Below are 24,819 nucleotides of genomic sequence, written 5' to 3'. Positions count from 1 at the left end.
CGATCTGGGGCTCAGGAGCCTACACGTCAGACTCAGGAAGCAGTTCCGGCTGCTTCCTGAACTTTTTTCATGCGAGAGCGGTTCCAGAAAAAAGTGGAAACCGGTTTTCCGTCCGGAACCGCGAGCAAACAAAGAGCTCTAACCCGCTTCCAGCACGGCGCTCAGGAACTGCTGGGTACGCTCGCGTTCAGGCGCGTTGAAGATCTGCTCCGGCGGGCCTTCCTCGTGGATCTTGCCCTCGTAGAAGAAGCAGACGCGGTCGGCGAATTCCTTGGCGAAGCCCATCTGGTGGGTAACCATCAGCATCGTCAGCTGGAACTGTTTGCCGAGCATCCGGATTGCGTTCAGCACTTCGCCGACAAGCTCCGGGTCGAGCGCTGACGTCACCTCGTCGAACAGCATCACCTTCGGCCGCATGGCAAGCGCACGCGCAATGGCCACGCGCTGCTTCTGCCCGCCCGACAGCCGCTGCGGGTATTCGCCGAGCTTGTCGCCAAGCCCGACCAGCTCCAGAAGCTCTACAGCACGTTCCTCGGCTTGCGCCTTCGGCAAGCCAAGCACATTGATCGGCGCTTCCGTGCAGTTGCGCAGCACGGTCATGTGCGGGAACAGGTTGAAGTGCTGGAACACCATGCCGATGTCGCCGCGCACGCTGCGCAGGTATTTCTCGTTGGCTCGAACGAGGCCGCCGTTGCTTTCCATATGCGTCAGCGGCCTGCCATCCACATAGATGACGCCATCGTCGATCCGCTCCAGCGTCATGAGCATGCGCAGCACGGTGGTCTTGCCCGAGCCGGACGGGCCGATGATGGCCACCTTTTCCTGTGGCGCCACGTCGAGGTCGAGGTTGTCGAGAACGGTCAGATCGCCATACCGCTTGGTGACACCCGAAAAGCGCACCATGGGTTCCTGCGTACTTGCGGCGGCTGGCGAGGGGGGACTGGACGTTTGGTCGTTCATTATCGCTTACCGATGGTTGAGAGCCTGCGCTCGGCGTAGCGGTTTGCCGCCGACGCGATCAGGCTGAAGATGAGGAAGAATCCGCCCACCAGCGTGATGGGTTCGATGTAGCGGAAGTTCTGCGAGCCGAGGATCTTGGCTGTCTGCATCAGCTCCAGAACGGCAATCGCCGAGAGCAGGGGCGTTTCCTTGAAAAGCGCCACCAGATAATTGCCGAGCGCCGGCACTACAGGCGGGATCGCCTGCGGGATGATGATGTCCCGGAAGGTTGTCGTAGGGCTCAGGTTGAGTGCTGTGGCAGCCTCCCACTGGCCGCGCGGTATGGCTTCGATGCCTGCGCGATAAACTTCCGAGCAGTAGGTCGCATAGTGAATGCCGAGTGCCAGCGTTCCAGCTAGGAAGGCATCCAGCACGATGCCGAATTCCGGAAGCACGAAGTAGATGAAGAAGATCTGGATCAGCAGCGGCGTTGAGCGGATGAACTCGACCACCGCCGTCGTGGCGCCACTGATGGCCCTGTTGCGCGACATGCGCATGATGGCGAAGATCAGACCGAGCACGAGTGCGAGGATGAAACCCAGCACGGTTGCCTGAATGGTGATGATCGAAGCGCCGGCCAGCACCGGCAGAACTTCGAAGGCATATTCCCAATCCCAGAACATCAGCTCGCCCTGCCTCTGACAATGCCACCGGTGGCGATCCGCTCAAGCGCCCTCATGCCGAAGGTGATCAGCAGTGAAATACCCAGGTAGATGAGGAGCACCAGCGTGAAGATCTCGAGGGTGCGGAACGTCGCCTGGTTCATCTGCTGCGCCCGGAATGTCAGGTCCGAGATGGTGATCAGCGAGACGAGCGAGGTCGACTTCAGAAGTTCGATGAAAAGGTTCCCCCACGGCGGGATCATGGCAATGAAGGCTTGCGGCAGGATGATCCTGCGCAGCGCCAGCGGGCGGCTCATGTTGAGCGCGATGGTCGCTTCCCATTGATCGCGCGAGACGCCGTTGATGCCGCCGCGCACCACTTCCGCGCCATAGGCGCCGATGTTGAGGCCAAGCGCAAGGATGGCAGACATCATGGGGCTCAGCGTCACCCCGAGCTGGGGGAGCACGAAGAAGAGCCAGAACAGCTGGACGAGGGCAGACGTGCCGCGGAAAACCTCGATGTAGCAGGTCGCGAGCCAGCGAATGGGCGCTGGGCCATACATCTTCGCAAGCGCCGCAATGAAAGCTGCGACGACAGCCAGCAGGGCGCCCCCCAAAGTTATCTTTATGGTGATCCACGTGCCTTCCAGCAGGCCGGGAATGAATAGTTCATAGCCCGCGAAGCTCGCAAAGACGAGACCCGCGGCAAAGGCAATGATCGCAGTGACAACTATTGATTTCAAAGGCATAGAGCTATGTTTCCGCCAGCTTGCGCTAGCGGAAACTCCACTTCATCAAGAACGTTCCTTTATTCGCCGGCGCAGAGTTCAGCCGTAGTCTTGGTGGGCATGAAGCCTTCGCCAAAACCAAACTCGGTCACGAGCTCGATATGCTCCTGCGTGCCTACGAATTTCTTCAGTTCTTCGTTGAACGCTTCATAGAGCTCGGTATCGTCGGGGCGGAAACCAAAGCCGCCATGACCTACCACGGACTGGCCTGCAACTTCACCGAACGGCTCGGTGGATTCCACGCCGTCATTGGCATCGGCCATTTGCTTGATCGATAGCGCGGTCAGCGCTGCCGCCTGAGCGCGCCCCGAACGGACCGCATTTACCAGGCTCGCCTGATCCGGAAGGATCATGAGCTGCGACTGGCTGACACCGGCCTGTTCCGCATAGCCCGGTTCCACGCCGCCGGCGAGCACCGCAAGCTTCATGTCTGCATTTTCGGCAACAGAGCTGTAGTCAGTCAGATTGTTGGGGTTGCCTTCAGGAACCAGGAAGGCCTGGCCGATGCCATAGGACGGCTCGGAAAACTGGATCTGAGCGCAGCGTTCGGGCGTGATGAACATGCCGGCTGCGATGACATCGAACCGCCCGGCGCGCAGGCCCGGGATCAGCGAACCGAATTCGGTCAGCACCCCCTCCACACTTTCGATGCCGAGACGGGAGAAGATTTCCTTGGCGACGGCCGGTGCTTCACCGGTGAGTTCGCCGCTAGGGGTGGCGTAGCCGTAGGGAGCTTCATTGGCAAAGCCAATGCGGATAACGCCCTCGTTTTTCGCCTTTTCCAGGGTGGATTGCGCGTGAGCTCCTGCGACGAGTCCCAAAGTGATGGCACTGGCTGCTGCAAGAACTTTCAGGCCTTTGGACAAAAGACCTTCCGCGTCAGATGTATTGATGGTGTTCAAAGGTTACCTCCATTGGATCTTCGGAACGAGATCCTTGCACCTCCTTGAAGATTTATCCCGGCTAACGGTTCCGGGTGCGAATATGGCAAAATAAAGATATGATGATCGATGACAACCGCCACGTGAAAAATTTTTCCGAGCGGATTATCTTAGCTGCTGATATCAAAGGCCAAATCTTTTATCTGCAGCTGTTCACGATGCGGCTATTTCTAGTCTGAACGATTCCTTTTCCGAGCATTTTCGGCCGGATTTGGTGCGCACCAGGAAGAAAGATTTTCTCACTGGGCCGCAACGTCTTCCTCCGCCTCCGGATGCAGCGGCACCACGGCCGGTGAGGTCTGCGGAATCGGCTGGAATGCCATCTGGTCTTCCGCCGATGGAGACTCGCGGACGAAGGTTCGCCAGATGCCGAACGCGCCAAGGCCTGCCGCGCCGATCGCCATGAACAGGAACAGGCCCTCCGGGCCGATGAGCGACATCGCCCATGAGGCGACGAGCGGTCCGAGGATGGCGCCGAAGGAATTGAGCAGGATGAGCGCGCCGCTGGTGCCGATCATCTCTTCCTTGCTCACGTGGTCGTTGGTGTGACCCATCGAAAGTGGATAGAGGCTGAAGAGCAGGCCGCCGAACAGGAAGGCCAGTCCGGAGAAAAGCCAGCCTTCGTCGCTGGGCAGCATCACCAGCAGTATCGAGACGAACGTCATCGCAATCGAGATGGCGTTGATGACCCGCCGTCTGTCGAAGACGTCCGACAGGAAGCCGAGCGGCCATTGCAGCGAGACGCCGCCGGCGATGAGCACGGTCATGAAGGTAGCGGTGCCCGAGATGCTGAAACCCGACTGCGCACCATAGACGGGGCCAAGACCGTAGAGTGCGCCGGCGAGCCCACCGCTGAGGAATGCGCCCGCCACGCCGAGCGGCGAGGCGAGGTAGAGCTTCTTCAGCCCCACGGTGGCTGTGTTGGGGAGGGCAGGGGCCGTGGCGCGCGTGAGCGCGATCGGCACGAGCGACAACGACAGCAGGATGGCGATGATCATGAACAGGAATGCTGCGCCCGGCTTGTCGAAGTTGATGAGCTGCTGCCCCGCTGCCATCGCTGCGTAGAGCGTGATCATGTATTGCGACAGGATCTTGCCGCGGGTCTCGTTCGTCGCGTGGTCGTTGAGCCAGCTCTCCACACACATGTAGATACCGGCGACGCAGATGCCGATGACGAACCTGAGGCCGCACCAGGCAACAATGCCGGGCAGGAGGGCATGTCCGAGGGTTGCTGCCGAGAAGATCGAGGCAAAGGCGGCGAACGCCCGGATATGCCCCACGCGACTGATCAGGCGGGTACTCTGCAGCGATCCAAGCGTCAGTCCGGTGTAATAAGCCGCCGTGACGATACCGACGGCAATGGGGCTGTAGCCGTTCGCGTCCAGCCGGATGCCGATCACCGTGGAAAGGGCGCCGCTGCCGAGGATCATCAGCGCAACGCTGGTAAGGATTGGGATGATCGGTCCGATGATCACGGGAAGCCCCTTCTGAACGACACGGCTATGCGGTCCTGGTCGCCGCTCCTGATGGCCGGCTAAGTGTAGGACACTCTTCAATCACCTAGAAGGCAACATTGGGTCTGCAACCCGAAATACGGTGGATTCCCGAAGCCGGTTTACCCTAGTTTCAATCCCTGGACCGTTGGGAGTGCCTTTTATTGTAAGCAAAGGAGGTGTTGGGTATAACCAATAACTGTTTTGGCTGGAGTGGACTTTTGCGGCATATCTTGGGGGCAATTCGCGGCTTGGCGCTGTCGGCGCTGGTGATCCTTGCAGGCTGTTCGATCAAGGACATCGGGCCGATCAACACGCTGACCTCCGAATCCCGGCCCGGTTCGCCAGAATATATTCCGGACGTGGGAGACGATGGCTCCACCGTCATTGGCCTTGCCTTCTCAGGCGGTGGCATGCGGGCTTCCGCCTTCTCCTACGGCGTTCTGACGGCGCTGGACGAACTCATCATCGATGAGGTCCCTTACCGCCGTTCCATGGCGGACAATGTGCGGGTCGTCGCGGGCGTTTCCGGCGGCGCGGTGATGGCCAGCTACTTTGCCCTGAAGGGCAGCGACGGCTTTCAGGATTTCGACCAGCGGTTCCTGCATCAGAACCCGGAAAGCGCGATGCGGATGGGGCTGAACCCGGCCAATCTCGTGCGCGTTCTGCACGGCGGCGCCAACGACCGCAGCTCCTTCGGCAGGTGGCTGGACGAAAACCTCTATGAAGGCGCGACCTTTGCCAACCTCCGGCACAAGAACGCTCCCGCCCTCTGGGTCACAGCATCGGACGTCTATAACCGCACGCCCTTCCTCTTCAACGAGGACACGTTTGCGGCCCTCTGCAGTGACCTTGAAGCGCTCAAGATCGCTGACGCCGTAGCCGCCTCCGCATCCTTCCCGGTCGTCTTTGCGCCGATGGTGCTTCAGGCGCCGAGCGCCGATTGCCCCTACCAGCAGCCGGCCTGGATGACACGTGCACTGGACGATCCCAACACATCACTGCGTCTCCATGCCTATGCCGACGCGCTTGCTTCCTACCGACAGAACCCCAGCCTGAAATATGTGAGGCTGCTTGACGGCGGTTTGACCGACAATCTGGGCATCACCGGCCTTGTGCTGGCCCGCGCGTCTGCCCGCACACCCTACGGACCGCTCTCGGCGGAGGATGGGGTCAAGGTTCGTAACATGCTTTTCCTCGTGGCGGATGCAGGTCGCGGACAGACCGCGAAATGGGGTGAGGCCATGCATGGCCCCGGCATTGCGCCGCTTCTGCAAGCAGCCATCGACACCAACATGGTTGCCGCTCTGCGCGAAGGCATCGATGCGCTCGTGCTTGCGATGGACGACTGGAAGCGACAGCTGATCGAATATCGCTGCTCCCTGCCGCTGGAGACGGTCCGCCGCATCCGTGGTACCACCAGCGGCTGGAACTGCCGAGACGTGAATGTGGTGGTGGAGCACCTGGCCTTCGCCGATCTCGACCAGGAGACCGAAGACAGGCTGAACCAGGTGCCGACCCGCCTTGCCTTGCCGAAGGAAGACATCGCGCTACTTGTCGATTCCGGTCGTCGTACTGTTTATGCTCACGAGTCGATCATGAAGGTCGTTGCGGACACGCGGAGAGGGGCAGGTGTTCGGGAGCCGATGCAGCTCTCGTCGGCTGCCGGTCCGGTCAGATAGGGCACCTCTGACTGACACGTTGCCGTTGCTCCGGTAGTATCCGCCAGGACTCCATTGGGGAGGAGGAACAATGCCCGGTGCCCGTGTCATTGCCGCAATCGCATTTCTGTTGCTTGTGCTCGCGCCACCAATCGCTGGCGCAGAGGAGGCCGGGCCCGGTCTCGTGATCGTTCCCTTCCAGTTTCGCGATACGTCCGGCGAAGTGCGCGACCAGACGGCGGATCACGAACGGCGGCTGCACGATGCGATGCAGACTGCAGTCAGCGAACTTGCCAAGACGAAGCTGGTCGAGCCTTCACTGCTCGATTGCGGGAACTGCGCTCCGGGGCTCGTCGAACTCATGGACCAGGCTCGCGAAAAAGGCGCGCAGTACATGCTCCTCGGCTACTTCCACAAGATGAGCACGCTCGTCGGCTGGGTGAAATTCGCGGTCTTTGATCTTGAGACCAACGATCCGGCTTGCGACCGCTTCCTCACCTACAGGGGCGATACGGATGAAGCCTGGTTCAGGGCGTCCCGCATGATCGTCCGCGACATCGCCAGGAACTGTCTGCCGCAGAGTTCTGAGAATTAAGCCAGAGAAAACCCCTCGACAGCGATGGCCATCGAGGGGCTCGAATGCCTGCCTCCGTTCGCGGTCAGATCATTTCAGTGTTTCACAGAAACGCTGTAATGATCTAACCCATTGTTTTAACGCAATTCCGGACGGAAAACCGGTTCCCACTTTTCCTGGAATTGCTCTAGCGGCCGATCGCGTATGCCTGCATCAGGCGCGAGGTGGCGCCGGCCTTGAGCAGGCCGTTTTCCTCGCGGGCAGCCGCAACCATGCGGCCGATGGTGAAGGCTGGCGCGGTTTCCAGCTGGTGTCCGCGGGCGGCCAGTGCCTCCAGCGTCTCCTTGCCGAAGCTTTCCTCTACAGCGAGGTTTCCGGGCTTGCGCTCGCGCGGGTAGAAGGAGCCCGGGAAATGCGCCGTGTGCGACATCGGCATGTCGATCGCTTCCTGCAGGTTCAGGCCATGATGGGCATGGCGCAGGAAGAACAGCAGCTGCCACTGCTCCTGCTGGTCGCCACCGGGGGTGCCGAAGGCGAGGTACGGCTTGCCACCCTTGTGGGCGAGGGAAGGGGTGAGCGTCGTGCGCGGGCGCTTGCCGGGAGCCAGCGTCGCCGGCAGCCCGTCCTCGAGCCAGAACATCTGCGCGCGGCTGTTGAGCATGAAGCCCAGCGACGGGATGTATGGCGACGACTGGAACCAGCCGCCGGAAGGCATCGCGGCGACCATGTTGCCCTCGGCGTCGATGGCATCGAGATGCACCGTGTCGCCCTTGCGAGCGGAGGCGCGCATGTCGGCCATGGTGGGCTCGTTGTTGACGGCATCGGGTGCCGATACGCGTGACAGACGGCTCAGCGCCTCATGCATGCGCTCCACCTGCGCCTCATAGCCCGGCACAACGCCCGGGATCAGGTCGAGCGAAGCCTTCTCGCCGATCAGCTTGCGCCGCTCGTCGTTATAGGCGTCGGACAGCAGTACATCTATCGGCACGTCAACGAACTTCGGGTCGCTGTAGTAGTACTCGCGATCGGCGAAGGCGAGCTTCATGGCCTCGGTGACCGTGTGGATGAACTCCGGTCCCTTCGGATCCATCTTGGCAAGGTCAAAGCCCTTTAGCAGCGCCAGCGTCTGAAGGAACACCGGACCCTGACCCCACGGGCCGATCTTGTGGACCTTGTAGTTGTGGTAATCGTAGGTGAGCGGCTCTTCGTAGGTCGCCTGCCACTTCGCCATGTCGTCGGCGGTGATCACGCCCTTGTGGCGCGAGCCGCTCTCGTCCATCACTTCCGTCTCGCGCACGAAGCGGTCGATCTCTTCAGCCACAAAGCCGCGATAGAACGCGTCGCGTGCCTTCTCGATCTGCGCTTCGCGGTTGCCCTTGACGGACTCGCTCTCGCGGATGATGCGCTTCCAGGTATTGGCGAGCGCCTCGTTACGGAAGATTTCGCGCGGAGCCGGAACACGTCCGCCCGGCGTAAAGAAGGCAGCCGAGGTCGGCCATTCACGCTCAAAGAAATCCTTGAGCCCCGCGATCGTGTTAGACACGCGCGGCAGCAGCGGATGACCCTTCTCGGCGTAGAAGATCGCCGGTGCGAGAACATCGGCCAGCGGCAGCGAACCATAGTCGCGCAGCAGCTGCATCCAGGCGTCGAACGAACCCGGGATCACAGTGGACAGCATGCCATTGCCGGGGATCAGCTCAAGGCCTTCGCTCTTGTAACGCTCAAGCGTTGCTGCTGCGGGAGCGGAGCCCTGGCCGCAGAGAACCTGCGTCTTCCCGGTGCGCGCCGAGTGGAAGATGATCGGCACTTCGCCGCCGGGGCCAACCAGATGCGGCTCCACGACCTGCAGCACAAACGCGGAAGCGACAGCAGCGTCAAAGGCATTGCCGCCCTTTTCCAGTATGGACATGCCCGATGCTGATGCGAGCCAGTGGGTGGTGGTGATGACGCCAAAAGTACCGAGGATCTCGGGGCGTGTCGTGATCATGAGAAAGCTCCCAAAACTAAGCGATTCCAAGGAAACTGGAGACCGGTTTCCCGTCCGGAATTGCGTAAAACTAGAACGGCCGCGCCCTCGGGCGCGGCAAGACATCAGTTGTCGCGGGGGTCGAGCGCGTCGCGCAGACCGTCGCCGAGAAGGTTGAAGCCGAGCACCACCAGGAAGATCGCTCCGCCGGGGAAGATCGACATCCAGGGCGCCTGCGTCATGAAGTTCTTGGCCGTGTTCAGCATCGAGCCCCATGACGGGTTTGGCGGCTGCTGGCCAAGTCCCAGGAACGACAGGCTAGCTTCTGCGATGATCGCGGTAGCGACGGTGATCGTTGCCTGCACCATGATCGGGGGCAACACGTTCGGGAAGATGTAGCGGGCCATGATCAGCGGGTTCGGCAGGCCGATGGCACGCGCACCCTCCACATAGTCTTCCGTCTTCACCGCCAGTGCCTGTCCGCGGGTGAGGCGGATGAAGATCGGCACGGCGGAAAGACCGATGGCGATCATGGCATTCGTCAGGCTTGGTCCGAGGAAGGCGGCAAGCGCGATGGCGAGGATCAGGAACGGGATCGCCAGCAGCGCTTCGGTGATGCGCGAGATGACCGCATCGGTCCAGCCACCGTAGTAGCCGGCGATCAGGCCGAGCGGCACGCCCACGATGACAGCGATCGTGACCGAGATGACGCCAGCCATCAGCGAGGCGCGGGAGCCATAGAGCATGCGCGTGAAAATATCGCGGCCGAGTTCGTCAGTGCCGAGCCAGAAGGCGGCAGAAGGCGGCTTGCGGATGGTGGTGAAGCTCGTCTGGAACGGATCATGCGTGGCAATCAGTGGGGCGAAGATTGCCAGGAGCACGAAGAGCAGCACGAGCGCGCCGCCAAAGACCGCGCTGCGGTTCTTGAGGAATTTGGTCATTGCCCGCCCGAGCTTACGCTTTGGGGCGATTGCTTCGGCGGACGCTGTTGTTACCTGTGCGGTCATTGGGGGTGCCTCAGCCGCGGATTGATGAGAATGTAAAGAATGTCGGCCAGCAGGTTCATGAAGATGAAGCCGACAGCGGTGCAGAGCACCACGCCCTGAACCACGGCGTAGTCACGCGTGAAGACGGCGTCCACGATCAGCTTGCCGAAGCCCGGAATGGTGAAGACCTGCTCGGTCAGCACGGCGCCTGCCAGCAATTCGCCGAAGAGCAGCGTCGTGAGCGTCACGATCGGCATCAGCGCGTTGCGCAGCGCATGCTTCAGCACCACCACACGCGGCATCAGGCCCTTGGCCTTGGCGGTGCGGATATAGTCGGACGACAGCACGCCGAGCATTGCCGAGCGCGTGTGGCGCATCAGATAGGCGCCGAGCGCGGTGGCAAGAACGAAGGAGGGCATCAGCATCGTGCGCAGCGACTGGATCGGATCTTCCGTCAGCGGCACATAGCCGGAGGCAGGCAGCAGACGCCACTGCACCGACACGACCATGATCAGGATGATGCCGAGCCAGAAGTTCGGGATGGAGACGCCGGAGAGCGCAATCGCATTGGCCGCGTAGTCCGGAGCCTTGCCCTTCTTGACCGCCGACATGATGCCGGTCGGAATGCCGATCAGCAGCGCGAAGATCATTGCCATCACGGCGAGCTGGATCGTCACCGGCAGCTTCTGGGCAATCAGCGTGGAGACGGGCACGCCCGTGCGCAGCGAATTGCCGAAATCTCCGGTCAGAACGTCCCGCACCCAGTACAGATACTGCATGTAGAATGGATCATTCAGGCGATACTTCTCACGCAGGAATTCGATGACCGCGGGATCTCGCTCCTCGCCCGCCATGGTCAATAGCGGATCGCCTGGCAGCAGTTTCTGAAGGCCGAAGACGATAAGCGACACAAGGAATAGTGTCGGTATCGCCACCAGGACCCTTCTGGCAATGATTTGTAGCATGTCAATTTGCCCCAAGGGGCCGGCGGGACGAGCCCACCGGCCTCGGTTTCTCAGTTTTCCAGTTTGACGCCCTTGAGGCGCACCATTCCGTCCGGAGACGGTTCAAAGCCGCTAACCTTGTTCGAAGCGACGAAAGGCCAGGGCTGATGATAGATGTAAATGATGGGTAGTTCATCCATCAGGATGGCCTGCGCCTGATCGTAGAGCTGCTTGCGTTCTTCCACGTCCGGGGTAGCGCGCGCTGCATTGAGCAGCTTGTCGACTTCCTCGTTGCAGTACTTCGAGTCGTTGAGCGCACCCTTGCAGGTCACGAACTGATGGATGTTGCCATCGGGATCGACGCGGCCGGACCAGCCGATCTGCGTGGCCTCATGGTTCGCCGCCTGCATCTCCTGCTGCATGGCCGCAAATTCCATCGGCTTGAGGCTGATCTCGAAGCCTGCTTCCTTGGCCATGGCCTGGATCAGCTCGTTGGTGGCCGACGACGTCGTGTTGTTGCCGAAGGTGAGCTCGAAGGCAACGCTTTCGTGTCCGGCTTCCTTCAGCAGAGCCTTCGCCTTCTCGACATCGCGTTCAACCAGCGGGAACTTCTCGCTGTTGAAGGGGCTGGCCGGAGGGAAGGGCTGCTGCGCAGGCTCGAACAGGCCGTGACCGACGACTTCATTGATGATGTCGCGGCCAATGGCGAGCTGCAACGCCTGGCGAACGCGCTTGTCCTTGTTGAGCGGACCGGAAGCGCGCGGATTTTCGCCCACATTGATGGTCAGGCCCTGATAGCCAAGCCCGGCCACAGGCATGAACTGCAGGTTGGTATCGCCGCGGACGCTTTCGGCATCCGAAGGATTGAGGCGCTCCAGCATGTCGATGTCGCCCGACCGCAGGTTGGCGAGACGGACGGTGGAGTCCGGGATGGGCCGGAAGACCAGCCGATCGAAATGATAGTCGTCTGCGTCGCGGTACTCAGCGAACTTTTCAAGCGTAATGCGGTCGTTCTGAACGCGGCTCGCGAACTTGTAGGGACCCGAGCAGACTGGATTGGTAGCTACTTCGCCGGAGAAGGTGGCGGGTGAAAGCATCATGCCCGCGCGGTCAGACAATTGGGCGAGAAGCGTGGCGTCTGCCTGCTTGAGGTTCAGCGCGACGGTATATTCGTCGACAACCTCGACGCTGTCGACGGAGGCCAGCTCGCTCTTGCGCAGGCTGTCCGGCTCCGTGCGGGCACGGTCGAGATTGGCTTTGGCGGCTTCGGCGTTGAAGGGCGTTCCGTCGTGGAACAGCGCATCATCGCGAAGTTTGAAGGTCAACGTCTTGTTCTCGTTGCTCCAGCTCCACTCCGTGGCGAGCTGAGGTACGAATTCCAGCTTTGAATTCACATCGACCAGCTTGTCGCAGAGCGACGTGAAGACGATGCGGCCGACAAAGGTACGGGCCTTGTGCGGATCGAGGACGTCGGGATCCTCCTGCAGGCCTATGCGGAAGTCTGTAGCGGAAGCAGCGGAGGAAAATGCCACACCCGCAAGTAGCGAAATTATGAGCTTTTTCATGTCGTTCCCCTTCGATTTTAAACGGCGGCACCCGTTGCAGGCGCCGCCCGTCAGATCAGCCGCTTATTGAGCGAGCTTGACGTTCTCCAGACGGATCATGCCGTCAGGAACCGGAATGAAGCCTTCCAGCGATGCCTTGTGAGCGAACGGCCACGGCAGGTAGAAGAGGTAGATCACCGGCATGTCTTGCTGCAGGATCACCTGGGCTTCATCGTAGAGCTTCTTGCGCTCTGCAGTGTCGCTGGTGGTGCGGGCTGCGTTGAGCAGGCGGTCAACCTCCTCGTTGCAGTACTTCATGTCATTGAGGCCACCACCGCAGCTGACGTACTGGTGGATGTTGCCATCCGGGTCGACGCGGCCGGACCAGCCCGACTGACCGACGTAGAAGTCACCGGCCTTGAGGGCAGACTGAAGCGCGGCGAATTCAGTCGGACGCAGCGTGATGTCGAAACCAGCCTCGGCGCCCATCGCCTGCACCAGCTCGAAGACCTGCTGCATGATGGTGTTGTTGCCGTAGGAAATCTCGACCGGAACGCGGTCGAAACCGGCTTCCTTGATGAGAGCCTTGGCCTTCTCAACGTCACGCTTCTGGTTGCCGAACTCTTCGTTGAAGGCGAAGCTCGCGGGCGGGAAGGCCTGCAGGGCAGGGGTGTAGGTGCCCGCGCCCACAACCTCGTTGATCACGTCGCGGTCGATAGAAAGGTTCAGCGCCTGACGCAGACGTGCGTCCTTGCCGAGCGGATGGTCAGCCTTCGCGCCATTTGCCATGTTGACTTCGATTGCCTGGTAACCGAGGCCGGTCACCGAGGAAAGCTTGATGTTGGCGTCGCTTTCAACGGTCGGCAGGTCGGACGGAGCCACGCGCTCGATGATATCCACGTCGCCCGAACGGAGGTTCGCGAGGCGCACGGTCGCATCCGGGATCGGAGTGAAGGTGACCTTGTCGAAGTGGTAGTTGTCCGCGTTCCAGTGGTCGGCGAACTTTTCAAGCACGATGCGGTCGTTCTGAACGCGGTCGACCAGCTTGTATGGGCCCGAGCAGACGGGGTTCTGGCCCGGGTTCTTGTCGAACGAAGCGGGCGACATCAGCATGCCGGCGCGGTCGGTCAGCTGTGCCAGGAAGCCTGCGTCGGCAGCCTTCAGCGTGATCTCGAGCGTATTGGCATCGACGACCTTGACGTCGGAGATCGAGGCAAGTTCGCTCTTGCGCAGGCTCTCGTCATTGCTGCGAGCGCGGTCGAGGTTCGCCTTCACGGCTTCCGCGTCGATGACTGCACCGTCGTGGAAGACAGCGCCTTCGCGCAGCTTCATGGTAAGCACGGTGTTGTCGTCGTTCCACGTCCATTCGGTAGCGATCTGCGGAACGACCTCAAGCTTGTCATTGATGTCGACAAGCTTGTCGCAGAGCGACGTGAACACGATACGGCCCACGAAGGTGCGCGCCAGATGCGGATCAAGCACATCCGGATCGTCCTGCAGCGCGACCCGGAGGTCTGCTGCCATGACGGTGCTGCTTGCCAGTAGGGCAGCACCTATTGTGAGCATACGCAATGACTTCATTTAACTCTCCCTTAAGACGCCGGTTACCCCACCGGCGAATTCTTTTCCTTGGCTGACTGATAGGACCGGTAGATCTCCAGCCGTTCCGCAAGCTTGGGGCTGGTTCCGTCCAGCGGGGCAGACGGGTGGTCCTGCTCCTGGATCTCCCGCCACAGGTGGCAGGCGACGAACCGTCCGCCGCCCACGTCCTCGAGCGGAGGATGAACCTCCCGGCACTTCTGCAGTGCGAAGGGGCAGCGGGTGTGGAAACGGCATCCCGGAGGCGGATTGGTTGGGCTCGGCACGTCGCCGCGCGCCAGCGAACGCTTCTCGCGATGGCCCGGCACAGGCACGGGGATCGCGTCGAGCAGCGTCTGCGTATAGGGGTGCAGCGGCTTTTCGTAGAGCGGATCGACCGGCGAAAGCTCGACGACCTCGCCAAGATACATGACGGCGACGCGGTCACTCATGTGACGGATGACGGCGAGGTCATGCGCGACGATGATCAGCGTCAGGCCGAACTGTTCCTTGAGGTCTTCGAGCAGGTTGATGACCTGTGCCTGGATCGACACGTCGAGCGCGGAAACAGGCTCGTCACCGATGATGAGCTTCGGTTGGCCCGCAAGCGCGCGCGCTACACCGATGCGCTGGCGCTGACCGCCGGAGAACTCGTGCGGATAGCGGTCGGCATATTCCGGCCGAAGGCCCACGATGCGCAGCAGCTCCGCCACGCGGTCATCGACCGCCTTGCCCTTGGCCAGCCCGTGCAGGCGGATCGGCTCGGCTATGATGCTGCCGACCGTCATGCGCGGATTGAGCGAGGCGAACGGATCCTGGAAGATGATCTGCATCTCGCTGCGCAGCGACCGCATGTCGGACGCAGACAGCTTCGTGATGTCCTTGCCCTGGTAGAGCACGTCGCCGTCGCTTGGCTCGATGAGCCGCAGCAGAAGGCGTGCAAGCGTGGACTTGCCGCAACCCGACTCGCCCACGATGGCGAATGTCTCTCCCGGCCACACCGCGATCGAGACGTCATTTACCGCGTAGACCGTCGGCGACGAGTGGAACAGGCCCTTCTTGCCGCCGAATCGTTTTGCGAGGTTCCGCCCCTCGATAATGGGCGTGGTGTGCTGAACGGTCTCGCTCATTGGCGGGCTCCAAGTTTCTGCTCAAGCGGCGCGTACCAGCACGCCGCGGTATGATCTGGTCCGAGCTGGGGCGAGGGCGGTACCTCGTCGCGGCAGCGCTGGTCGGCGAAGGGGCAGCGCGGCGAGAACCGGCATCCCTTGGGCATCAGTTCGAGCGGCGGCACCGCGCCCTTGATGGTGGCGAGCTTGCCCTGCCGGCGGCCGAGCGTCGGGATCGAGCCGAACAGACCGATGGTGTAGGGATGCTGCGGGTCGTTGAAGATCTCGTCGACCGGACCCTGCTCGACGATGTGACCGGCGTACATGACGGCCACATGGTCGGCGACTTCCGCCACGACGCCGAGGTCGTGCGTGATCAGGATCATCGCGGTGCCGGTCTCTTCCTGGATCTGGCGGATAAGCTTCAGGATCTGCGCCTGGATCGTCACGTCAAGCGCTGTGGTCGGCTCGTCTGCAATCAGGAGCTTCGGCCGGTTGGCGAGCGCCATGGCGATCATGACGCGTTGGCGCATGCCGCCCGACAGCTGGTGCGGATAGGCATCGAGCCGGCTTTCGGGCGCCGGGATGCGCACCATCTGCAGCATCTTCAGCGTCTCGGCGCGCGCTTCCGCCTTGGACATGTGCCGGTGGCGCATGATGCCCTCGGCGATCTGGTGACCGACCGTGAATGCCGGGTTGAGCGACGTCATCGGCTCCTGGAAGATCATCGCGATGTCGTTACCGCGCAGGTCGGCCTTCTCGCGCTCCGAAAGCGCGAAGAGGTCCTTGCCGCCGAACATCGCTGTGCCGCGGCGGATGCGCGCGGGCGGGGAGGCGAGGAGGCCCATCAGCGCGAGCGAGGTGACGCTCTTGCCGCAGCCCGATTCGCCCACGATGCAGAGCGTCTTGCCGCGTTCCACGTGGAAGGAGACGCCTTCGATCAGGTTCGTTTTGGCCGACTCTGAAAAGCTGAGGGTAAAATCTTCAACACTCAACACCGTTTCGGAGCTGCTCTCGACAGTTCGCGATGCCTCGGCCAATGCGGATTGGTTCATCAAGAGCCTGTCCTTCTTTCAATGGATGGAAAATCAGCGCCGCCATCCTCTCCGGCTACAATTGCCTGCAAGTTCGCGTTGACGGCGGCGAGGTGCCTGCGCATGGCGCGCTCGGCGCCAGCACCGTCCCGGGATCCTATCATTGCAACGATCTCCGCATGATCCCTGTGGGAATTCTCCCGGCTCTCCGGCGTGCGGGCACGCCCGCGCAGATAGCGCCAATAGGGTTCGTGCCTGATGCGTTGCACCACGTCGAACAGCGCCAGCATCAATCCGTTGCCTGCGCATTCTGCAATTCTGCGGTGAAAAGCACTATCCCACAATTCCCAACCATCATCATCCAGAGCCGTCACAACTTTGTTGGCGAGCTTCTCAAGGGATGAAATGTCTTCCGCGCTGGCCCGCAGTGCCGCGATACGCGCAAGCGGCGGTTCGATCTGCAGACGGGCTTCCATGACCTCGAGCGGGTTCGTTCTCTCCGAGATCTCACCTATCAGGTAGGGGTGAACAGTTGGTCTACGGCCTACAAAGGTGCCCTTGCCCTGGTGTCGCCATATGAGACCTTCGGCCTCCAGGACTTCCATGGCCCGGCGGATGGCTCTCCGTCCGAGTCCCATGGACGCGGCCAGCTCCCGCTCGGGCGGCAGCTTCGGATCAGCACTCACGCTCTGTGTCTCCACCCGCTCCCGCAGCTTTTCCAGCGCGATTGACGAGTTGAGGCGTTCCTTGCCCGGCTTCAAGATGGCTTGTCCTGAGTGATACCTTTGGTCCCAATGGTTCCCTTCCATAGTTGTTTCTCTTCTGGCCCAACTGTCAACCCGCGTAGGTTATGGAATCATAATTTTTCAACCGATTGAGTGTTGTGTGTTCAAGCTGTGGGAGGGGTGCTTTGCTTTGTCTTTTGACGATGTTGGAGCGGTCAGAACATGGCCCAATCGCAACTATTGACGGCGACCATTATGTTCACTGGTTACCTTTTGGGCGCGCCAACTGGCAGAAGGAGACGAGAAGTTCCTTCCTGTATGTGTGAGGATGAGCGGTAAGGTAGCCACAAGGATTACCTCTCTGCACTGCGATATTGTTTCGCAGCTTTTCGGGCAAACAAACGGCAGCCGGGTTGATCAGCTTTGTTCAGAACGACTTGGAAGTCACTGAAAAAGCAAGCCTGCACAAGATGCGTGCAATCGTTTCCGATCGATGGTTAGCCGGGCCATCATTGCGCATAATTTTTGATCACTAAAGCTCAATTTTCGTGCAAGATTATTGCATGCCAAGGGCATTTCCTGATAGGGCGTCTCCCATCAAGGCGCGGATCGAGCGCGAGGCTCCTTTAGTCTCCGGCTCCGCGTGTCCAGATGGGCAACAGCCCCACTGAGGTTGTGCCGCATCGTCCATAGGCGGGAGTAACGTCGCTTCATGACAGCCTCGGGTTGTCTCAGAACCGGTCGTGAACATGGGGTCAGCACCTTTGGCGTGCTCGTGGCCCCCGTAGCCGCTTGTGCCTGGTTCCGGGCAGTGCGCGAAACTCGTCCGCTGTCGTGTTTCAGACGGAGCGAGCGACCTCCGATCTGCATGAGTTCGCGCGGTTCGATCTGACCGCCGAAAAACGGGAGACCATGGTCTCCACATCCATCGCACAGGTACGCCCGCGCGCCAGAAAAGCGGAAACGCACGTGCCCTTCCGAAGCAAACAGACCACTACCCGAAAGGATTATCATGAGCGAACCTAGCCAGCTTGAGCAGGCACTGGTACGTCTGGATGACGCAGCCCAGTACCTGAACATCGACCCGGATGTCATCGAGAAGCTGAAGTTCCCGCGTGAGACCACGCAGGCGCGTCTGATGATCCGCATGGACGATGGCTCCCGCAAGTCCTTCCTTTCCTGGCGCTGCCGCTACGACGACACCCGCGGTCCAACCAAGGGCGGCATTCGCTTCCATCCGAATTCCAACGCCGAGGAAGTCGAGACGCTCGCATTCTGGATGACCTTCAAGTGCGCCGTCATGAACCTGCCCTACGGCGGCGGCAAGGGCGCTGTCCAGGTTGACCCGCGCAAGCTTTCCAAGGCCGAGATCGAGCGCCTTTCGCGTTCCTATATCCAGGCCTTCTCGCGCATCATCGGCCCGGATCGCGACATCCCGGCTCCGGACGTCTACACCAACTCGATGATCATGGGCTGGATGGCTGACGAGTACAGCCAGATCGTCGACCGCTACGAGCCTGCCGTCATCACCGGCAAGCCGATCGCGCTTGGCGGCTCGAAGGGCCGTGACGACGCGACCGCGCGCGGCGGCTACTACCTCGTCCGCCACCTGGCAGGAGAACTCGGCTGCGATGGATCGATGAAGGTTGCGATCCAGGGCTTCGGCAACGCCGGTCAGCACATCGCCCGTCTTCTCGCAGGCGACGGCCACAAGATCGTTGCAGTTTCCGACTCCGAGGGTGGCGTCTACTGCGAGTTTGGCCTCAACCTCTCGCTTCTGATGGAAGCCAAGGCCGCCGGCAAGTCGGTCGTTTCCACCGTCGGCCAGAGCGGCCATGAGGCACTTTCCGCAGATGCCCTCATCGGCGTTGAGTGCGACCTGCTTGTCCCGGCTGCGCTTGAAGACATGATCCATCAGGGCAACGCCGAGCTCGTCAAAGCCAAGGTCGTGCTTGAGCTCGCCAACGGCCCGGTAACGCCGGAAGGCGATCGCATCCTTGCAAAGAAGAACGTCGTCGTTCTGCCGGACATCCTGGCGAATGCCGGTGGCGTGACGGTTTCCTACTTCGAGTGGGTCCAGAACAAGCAGGGCTACTACTGGGATGTCGAGGAGATCCACGCACGCCTCAAGACCATCATGGAGCGTGAGGGCCGCGCGATCTGGAACATCTCCCAGGAGAAGGGTATCACCGTGCGCACTGCAGCCTATGTCCATGCGCTGTCGCGTCTGGCCGAGGCCATCGAGGCCCACGGCACCCAGAGCTTCTTCGTAAGCTAAGCTTCTGCGACACATATAAGAAAGGCCGGATCATCGCCCGATGATCCGGCCTTTTTCGTTCAAGATGCTGGCTGATCAGACGGCCGCGATGACGGAGATCTCGATCTTGATGTCCGGGTCGGCCAGTGCGGCATGAACCGTGGCGCGGGCCGGGCCTGCACCCTGCGGAATCCAGGCGTCCCACTTTGCGTTCATGGCCGGGAAGTAGCGCATGTCAGCAAGGTAGATGGTCGCCGAAAGGATCTTGGTCTTGTCCGTACCGGCAAGCGCCAGCAGGCGGTCGATGTTCGCCAGTACCTGCTCGGTCTGGGTGCCGATGTCGGCGGAGGAGTCGTCTGGGATCTGGCCGGCCAGGTAGGCGGTGCCATTGTGTACCACCAGTTCGCTCATGCGCTGGTTGGTCTCGAAACGATTGATAGTCACTGCAGGGTCTCCTTACGTCATAACGGCCATCGCCGGCGCGCGGGAATGAATACGATTGTCGCCGTCACCACAAGCTTCCGCAGGCGCTGTGCAAAACTTTTGAATGGGTGACGGCCAAGAGGCTCGGCCAGTCACCCGATATTCCTTAGGCCGTACGGGTGACGAAGCGCGTCTCGAGATAGGCCTCGATGGCTTCCGAGCCGCCTTCCGTGCCGTAGCCCGAATCCTTGATACCGCCGAACGGCACTTCCGGCAGGGCGAGACCCAGATGGTTGATGGTGAGCATGCCGCTTTCGATTTCGAGCCCAAGACGCGTGGCAGTCTTGTCGGAGCCCGTGAAGGCATAGGCTGCAAGGCCGAAGGGGAGGCGGTTTGCCTCGGCGATCGCCTCATCAAGCTCGCTGAAGCGGTTGATGACGGCCACCGGCCCGAAAGGCTCTTCGTTCATGATGCGGGCGCTGGTCGGCACATCCGAAAGAACGGTTGGCTCGAAGAAATTGCCCTGGTTGCCGATGCGGTTGCCGCCAGTCGTCAGCCTGCCGCCACGTTCCGTTGCGTCCGCGATAAGCGCCTCGAGAGCAGGAATGCGGCGCTCGTTCGCCAGCGGACCCATCTCGGTTTCGGGATCAAGGCCGTTGCCGACACGGATCGCCTTTGCTGCGGTGGTGAAACCGTCCAAAAATTCGTCAGCCACGTTCTGCTCCACGAGGAAGCGGGTTGGCGACACACACACCTGCCCAGCGTTGCGGAACTTGCTTGCCGACATCACCGAAACGGCCTTCTTGATATCGGCGTCGCCCGTAATGATCACCGGCGCATGGCCGCCGAGCTCCATCGTCGCGCGCTTCATGTGCTGGCCGGCGAGTGCGGCAAGCTGCTTGCCGACGGGGGTGGAGCCGGTAAAGGTAACCTTGCGGACGATCGGATGCGGGATCAGGTATTCCGAAATTTCGGCGGGAACGCCATAGACGAGGTTCACCACACCTGCCGGCACGCCGGCTTCCACGAAGCAGCGGATCAGTTCGGCTGGCGACGCAGGCGTTTCTTCCGGCGCCTTGACGATGATCGTGCATCCCGTCGTGAGCGCCGCCGACAGCTTGCGCACCACCTGGTTGATCGGGAAGTTCCAGGGCGTGAAGGCCGCGACGACACCAACTGGCACCTTCATCGTCATCTGGATGACGTCCGGCGTGCGCGGCGGGATCACCTGACCGTAGGCCCGCCGACCTTCTTCGGCGAACCAGTCGATCGTGTCAGCCGCGCCCATAACTTCCATTTTCGCCTGTGCCAGTGGCTTGCCCTGTTCGCGGGTCATCATCCAGCCGATGCTGTCGGCACGCTCGCGCAGGAGATCGGCGGCCTTGCGCATGATCTTGCAGCGCTCATAGGCTGATACGCGGCTCCAGGACTTGAACGCTTCAGCCGCGGCCTCGAGTGCCAGATCGAGATCCTCCTTGCCTGCCCAGGCAACGGTTCCAATCTGCTCATCCGTGGCCGGGTCGAGTACGGGGATGGTCTTGCCCGAGCGGGCCTTCTGCCAGTTGCCATTGATGAGAAGTTGAACGTCCGGATAGGAATGGGTCATAGTACCTGTCGCCTCCGCATACTGTCATGGTGCGGCCATGCCGCGTCCAGACTGACATAGTGCATTTTCACAATGGTTGGAAACCGTTTGCTGAAGTGAGCATTACTTAGCCAGGGAAAGAGCCGGAAATAAGAAGCTGAGATGATTCAGGAAAGTTCTAAGTAGTTGTCACAATTGCCAGTGGTGAGCCCGAGGGTACGATCGCTGCCGCAATACGACTGAAGAAAGGCGCCTTGAATGTATAAGCACATCCTGATCGCAACCGATGGATCCGAGTTGGCCGCAAAGGGGCTTGCGCACGGCAGCCAGCTGGCAAAGAGCGTCGGCGCTCAAGTGACCGTGGTTACCGTAACGGAATCCTGGTCGGCAATGGAAATGGCGTCTCACGCTCAGCGCGGCCACCACAACATCATCCAGGAGTTCGAAAAGGCGACCGACGAGAGCGCGGACAGGATCCTTGATGCTGCAGTCCGGGTGGTTGAAGCCGCCGGCGTCGATCCCAATACTGTTCACGTCAAGGACAGCCATCCCGCTGAAGGTATCCTTCAGGCAGCCGAGGACAATGGTTGCGACCTGATCGTCATGGCCTCCCACGGGCGTCGGGGAATCGGTCGCCTGCTACTTGGCAGCCAGGCGGCGGAAGTGGTTTCCCACTCCAAAATCCCGGTACTCGTTGTCAGGTAATTTGCTGTCGCCTCAATAGCGATGCAGCTGCAGGGTGTGCTCCTTGGGGTAGGGCACGCCCTGTTTTTTCTGGAAGCAACGGGCCATCAACGTTTCCGCCGACCTTGCCCCGACGCTGAATGTGCAGCTGTCGGTGTTTGTATGTATGCACATTGAAGCTACCCACAAGTCTTGCCTGGAGCTTGACAATATATTGTTGTCTTATCGAATTGAGGAAGATAAGAGAATGCTTATCGGCATGTTCGATAAGACATGTATCAAAAATCCAAAGTTTATTCATTATAATTCGTAACTGTATTAGTTTGGTAATTAAGGCGTCCCTGTGAATTCTAGTAGGGCACTTTGCACGCCGCTTGCGGACTTTATGCGGAGGCATTCTGTGACCAGTGAAGCCATCTCTCTAAATCCCCCTCGTTCAGAGACGATCCGTGCGATGAACAAATCGGGCGTGCGTGTCGCGCTGGCAGATATAATTGAATCTTTTAGCAAATGGCGTGTGGCGTTTATCTTCGGATGGCAGGACATCGCCCAGCGCTATAGGCGTTCGCGTCTTGGCGCCTTTTGGCTCACACTAAGCATGTTGGTGTTCATTGGCGCCATAGGATCGGTATTTGGCGCGCTTTTCCGCGCGTCCATGGCAGAATTTTTGCCTTATCTGTGCGCCAGCATCATCACTTGGAATTTTCTTTCGACAACCCTGAATGAAGGATGCAACACATTCGTGGGGTCGCAGGGAATTATCCTTCAAGTGCGTATGCCATTGTTTATGCACGTTATAAGAATGATGTGGCGCAACATGATTATACTTGCGCACAACATTATCATCTTTCCTCTGGTTGTTCTGGTGGTGGGTGGCTCGATCGAGTGGACTGCAATCCTGGCCGTTCCTGGCCTGGTTCTGCTTTGCCTGAATTTGAGCTGGATGAGCCTGGGATTCGCGCTGATTTGTACGCGGTTCAGGGACATGACACAGGTGGTGGCCAATCTTCTACAGGTCATGTTCTATTTCACGCCCGTGATGTGGATGACAAAGACCTTGCCGGACCACGTTTCGAGCCTGATGTACCAGCTCAACCCCTTGTACCACCTGATCCAATTGATCCGGGCTCCACTGCTCGGTCAGAATCCGGATGCCCTGAGCTGGATCGTGGCGCTCGGTACCGCAGTAGCAGGATGGGCTTGGGCATTGGTCTTCTTCGGGAAGTATCGCTGGCGCGTGGCATATTGGATCTGAAACAATGACATTCATACAGCTTCAGAACGTCAGTGTAGAATTTCCAGTCTTCAACCCGCCCAGCCGGTCGCTGAAGAATCGCGTGCTCAGCATTGCGACGGGAGGAAAGATCGAACGCAAGTCTGATCGGCTTGTGATCGTGAGCAGCCTGGATGACGTCTCACTCACCCTCCGCGAAGGTGACCGCGTGGGTCTGGTCGGCCACAATGGGTCAGGTAAGACGACACTGCTGCAGGTCCTGTCGGGAATCTACTCCCCGACGCGAGGCGAGGCGATCATCAACGGCACGTGCACCTCGTTGATAAATATCAGCCTGGGCATCGATCCCGATGTCACCGGCTACGAGAACATCCGTCTGCGGGCAGCGATGATGGGCATGTCGCCCAGGGAGATTTCTGCAAAGCTTGAGGAGATCGCCGAGTTCACGGGCCTGGGGGACTTCCTCGATATGCCGTTCCGCATCTACTCATCGGGCATGCAACTGCGGTTGGCGTTCGCCACCTCAACGGCAGTCCGCCCGGAGATCCTCATCATGGACGAGTGGCTCTCCACGGGTGACGAGGACTTCAGGGAGCGCGCAAACCAGCGCATGACTGAATTGGTGGACTCGACCAAGATCCTGGTCCTGGCGAGCTATGAGCGTAACCTGCTGACCAATAACTGCAATCGCGTCATCTGGCTCGATCATGGTAAGGTGAGGATGGACAGTTCACCGGAGGAGGTTCTTCCTGCCTATTTCGGCAGCGCGTAGCATGCGGCACGCATGGAACCCGAGTTTCTCTGCCTTTACGCGTCCTTTGACGGACGCCTCTTGATAAGGCCATGAAGGGCATAGCTGGTGAGGTAGAAGGAGCTTCTCACCAGCCCAAAGCCCAGGTTTCGCCGATAATTCTCCCATTGCCAGCGCAGGGAGTTGATCTTGTTGCCGGAGAGCGAGTCCCCAGCGACGCGATAGCGGGCGATGGGTGTGGCGCCGGGCGTGGCAAGCACTGGTTCCCGCAGTTGCTCCAGCGCGTTCACCCAGAACACGTAGTCCTCGTTACCCACTGGTTTGAACCGCAGGTCCGGCAGCCGCTGGCGGTCGAAGACAGCCGTCAGGTTGCCGATGAAATTGGACCGTAGCATCATCCGCCGAGAAACCTTGGTCGGTGGCACGACGACACCGAGGGTGTTTCCCTCGACATCCACGCGACGGTAGGCACCGAACGTAATCGCTGTGCCGCTCTCCATCATGAACGCGATCTGGCGTTCGAGCTTCTGCGGCTCCCACGCATCGTCGCTGTCCAGGAAGGCGATAAAGCGCGTACGTGCGAGGTCAAGACCGCGGTTGCGGGCGGCAGCCACGCCGCGCCACTTGGGCAACCGCAGCAGACGGATCCTTTTGTCCTTCGCGATAAACCACTTGACGATTTCAGCCGTACGATCCTCTGAAGCATCGTCGATAACGATCAGCTCCCAGTCCTTGAAGCTCTGGCTACGAACCGACTGAATCGACTTGCCGATGGTCCCTGCCGCATTCCTGGCGGGCATGATCACGGTCACCAGGGCTTCGGCCATTGTTCTGCCGTCAGGGGTGTTCGCCACCCTTGCCCTGTAGCCCGTACGTATCAGATCTTCAGTTGTCATGGCCCGGTTCTGGAACGCAAATTTGCTGATGCGCAGTTGCACACC

The 24,819-nt window shown here is 60.4% G+C and carries 22 protein-coding genes; 6 read left to right on the top strand and 16 right to left on the bottom strand.

Features of this window, described 5'->3' with window-relative positions; all coding sequences use genetic code 11:
* Positions 1-138: 138 nt before the first annotated feature.
* The 5 genes from ehuA to IEX27_RS08045 all read right to left on the bottom strand — a co-directional run bounded on the left by ehuA (position 139) and on the right by IEX27_RS08045 (position 4,805).
* Positions 139-960 (bottom strand): ectoine/hydroxyectoine ABC transporter ATP-binding protein EhuA, encoded by an 822-nt coding sequence (gene ehuA / locus IEX27_RS08065; protein WP_280516475.1) that lies wholly within the window; start codon positions 958-960, stop codon positions 139-141.
* Positions 960-1,622: an ectoine/hydroxyectoine ABC transporter permease subunit EhuD gene (gene ehuD / locus IEX27_RS08060; protein ID WP_188720489.1), complete on the bottom strand. Its 663-nt coding sequence runs from the start codon at positions 1,620-1,622 to the stop codon at positions 960-962. The genes ehuA and ehuD overlap by 1 nt, the downstream gene beginning before the upstream one ends.
* Positions 1,622-2,350 (bottom strand): ectoine/hydroxyectoine ABC transporter permease subunit EhuC, encoded by a 729-nt coding sequence (gene ehuC, locus IEX27_RS08055; protein ID WP_188720487.1) that lies wholly within the window; start codon positions 2,348-2,350, stop codon positions 1,622-1,624. Before ehuC ends, ehuD begins: the two co-directional genes overlap by 1 nt.
* A 59-nt stretch (positions 2,351-2,409) precedes the next feature.
* Entirely contained in the window at positions 2,410-3,291 is an 882-nt protein-coding gene (ehuB, locus tag IEX27_RS08050) for an ectoine/hydroxyectoine ABC transporter substrate-binding protein EhuB (RefSeq protein ID WP_244630285.1), read from the bottom strand.
* A 278-nt stretch (positions 3,292-3,569) separates the two neighbouring features.
* Positions 3,570-4,805, bottom strand: a complete 1,236-nt coding sequence (locus IEX27_RS08045; RefSeq protein ID WP_210315512.1) for an MFS transporter — start codon at positions 4,803-4,805, stop codon at positions 3,570-3,572.
* Positions 4,806-5,044: 239 nt separating this feature from the next.
* Between IEX27_RS08045 and IEX27_RS08040 the strand changes: the two genes are divergently transcribed.
* Positions 5,045-6,505 carry a patatin-like phospholipase family protein gene (locus IEX27_RS08040; protein ID WP_244630284.1) on the top strand — a complete coding sequence of 487 codons (1,461 nt, stop codon included), beginning with the start codon at positions 5,045-5,047 and terminating at the stop codon, positions 6,503-6,505.
* Between the two features lie 70 nt (positions 6,506-6,575).
* Complete coding sequence (locus IEX27_RS08035; protein WP_188720485.1) at positions 6,576-7,079, top strand: DUF2380 domain-containing protein; 504 nt, start codon at positions 6,576-6,578, stop codon at positions 7,077-7,079.
* Positions 7,080-7,245: 166 nt separating this feature from the next.
* Here the strand turns inward: IEX27_RS08035 and IEX27_RS08030 are convergent, their stop codons facing one another.
* The 8 genes from IEX27_RS08030 to IEX27_RS07995 form a co-directional block, all read right to left on the bottom strand.
* Positions 7,246-9,045, bottom strand: a complete 1,800-nt coding sequence (locus IEX27_RS08030) for a gamma-glutamyltransferase family protein (protein WP_188720483.1) — start codon at positions 9,043-9,045, stop codon at positions 7,246-7,248.
* A 104-nt stretch (positions 9,046-9,149) separates the two neighbouring features.
* The gene (locus tag IEX27_RS08025) at positions 9,150-10,031 is read right to left on the bottom strand and encodes an ABC transporter permease (RefSeq protein WP_188720481.1); all 882 of its coding nucleotides are present in this window, start codon (positions 10,029-10,031) and stop codon (positions 9,150-9,152) included.
* The gene (locus IEX27_RS08020) at positions 10,028-10,975 is read right to left on the bottom strand and encodes an ABC transporter permease (RefSeq protein WP_188720479.1); all 948 of its coding nucleotides are present in this window, start codon (positions 10,973-10,975) and stop codon (positions 10,028-10,030) included. Before IEX27_RS08020 ends, IEX27_RS08025 begins: the two co-directional genes overlap by 4 nt.
* Before the next feature lie 50 nt (positions 10,976-11,025).
* Entirely contained in the window at positions 11,026-12,519 is a 1,494-nt protein-coding gene (locus tag IEX27_RS08015) for an ABC transporter substrate-binding protein (RefSeq protein WP_188720477.1), read from the bottom strand.
* A 63-nt stretch (positions 12,520-12,582) separates the two neighbouring features.
* Positions 12,583-14,079, bottom strand: a complete 1,497-nt coding sequence (locus tag IEX27_RS08010) for an ABC transporter substrate-binding protein (protein WP_188720475.1) — start codon at positions 14,077-14,079, stop codon at positions 12,583-12,585.
* A gap of 23 nt (positions 14,080-14,102) precedes the next feature.
* Entirely contained in the window at positions 14,103-15,206 is a 1,104-nt protein-coding gene (locus IEX27_RS08005) for an ABC transporter ATP-binding protein (RefSeq protein ID WP_188720474.1), read from the bottom strand.
* Complete coding sequence (locus IEX27_RS08000; protein ID WP_188720472.1) at positions 15,203-16,240, bottom strand: ABC transporter ATP-binding protein; 1,038 nt, start codon at positions 16,238-16,240, stop codon at positions 15,203-15,205. The genes IEX27_RS08005 and IEX27_RS08000 overlap by 4 nt, the downstream gene beginning before the upstream one ends.
* Positions 16,240-16,980, bottom strand: a complete 741-nt coding sequence (locus tag IEX27_RS07995) for a FadR/GntR family transcriptional regulator (RefSeq protein ID WP_210315511.1) — start codon at positions 16,978-16,980, stop codon at positions 16,240-16,242. Before IEX27_RS07995 ends, IEX27_RS08000 begins: the two co-directional genes overlap by 1 nt.
* Positions 16,981-17,956: 976 nt before the next feature.
* Here IEX27_RS07995 and IEX27_RS07990 point away from each other — a divergent pair.
* A complete protein-coding gene (locus IEX27_RS07990) occupies positions 17,957-19,222 on the top strand; it encodes a Glu/Leu/Phe/Val family dehydrogenase (protein ID WP_188720470.1) in 1,266 nt (421 codons plus the stop codon).
* A gap of 75 nt (positions 19,223-19,297) precedes the next feature.
* On the opposite strand, the gene IEX27_RS07985 is transcribed toward IEX27_RS07990, so the two are convergent.
* Complete coding sequence (locus tag IEX27_RS07985; protein WP_188720469.1) at positions 19,298-19,645, bottom strand: RidA family protein; 348 nt, start codon at positions 19,643-19,645, stop codon at positions 19,298-19,300.
* 145 nt (positions 19,646-19,790) lie between these two features.
* The gene (locus IEX27_RS07980; protein ID WP_188720467.1) at positions 19,791-21,230 is read right to left on the bottom strand and encodes an NAD-dependent succinate-semialdehyde dehydrogenase; all 1,440 of its coding nucleotides are present in this window, start codon (positions 21,228-21,230) and stop codon (positions 19,791-19,793) included.
* Between the two features lie 237 nt (positions 21,231-21,467).
* On the opposite strand from IEX27_RS07980, the gene IEX27_RS07975 reads away from it, so the two are divergent.
* The 3 genes from IEX27_RS07975 to IEX27_RS07965 all read left to right on the top strand — a co-directional run bounded on the left by IEX27_RS07975 (position 21,468) and on the right by IEX27_RS07965 (position 23,899).
* A complete protein-coding gene (locus IEX27_RS07975) occupies positions 21,468-21,914 on the top strand; it encodes a universal stress protein (protein WP_188720466.1) in 447 nt (148 codons plus the stop codon).
* Between the two features lie 379 nt (positions 21,915-22,293).
* Complete coding sequence (locus IEX27_RS07970) at positions 22,294-23,148, top strand: ABC transporter permease (RefSeq protein WP_244630283.1); 855 nt, start codon at positions 22,294-22,296, stop codon at positions 23,146-23,148.
* Between the two features lie 4 nt (positions 23,149-23,152).
* A complete protein-coding gene (locus tag IEX27_RS07965) occupies positions 23,153-23,899 on the top strand; it encodes an ABC transporter ATP-binding protein (protein WP_188720464.1) in 747 nt (248 codons plus the stop codon).
* A gap of 35 nt (positions 23,900-23,934) precedes the next feature.
* Here IEX27_RS07965 and IEX27_RS07960 read toward each other — a convergent pair whose 3' ends face one another.
* Entirely contained in the window at positions 23,935-24,774 is an 840-nt protein-coding gene (locus IEX27_RS07960) for a glycosyltransferase family 2 protein (protein WP_188720462.1), read from the bottom strand.
* Between the last annotated feature and the right edge of the window lie 45 nt (positions 24,775-24,819).

Origin of the sequence: Nitratireductor aestuarii (assembly GCF_014641695.1) — a bacterium.
Classification (GTDB): Bacteria; Pseudomonadota; Alphaproteobacteria; order Rhizobiales; family Rhizobiaceae; genus Chelativorans; species Chelativorans aestuarii.
The sequence above is the reverse complement of the archived record's forward strand: the minus strand, read 5'-3'. Positions and strand labels throughout refer to the sequence as shown.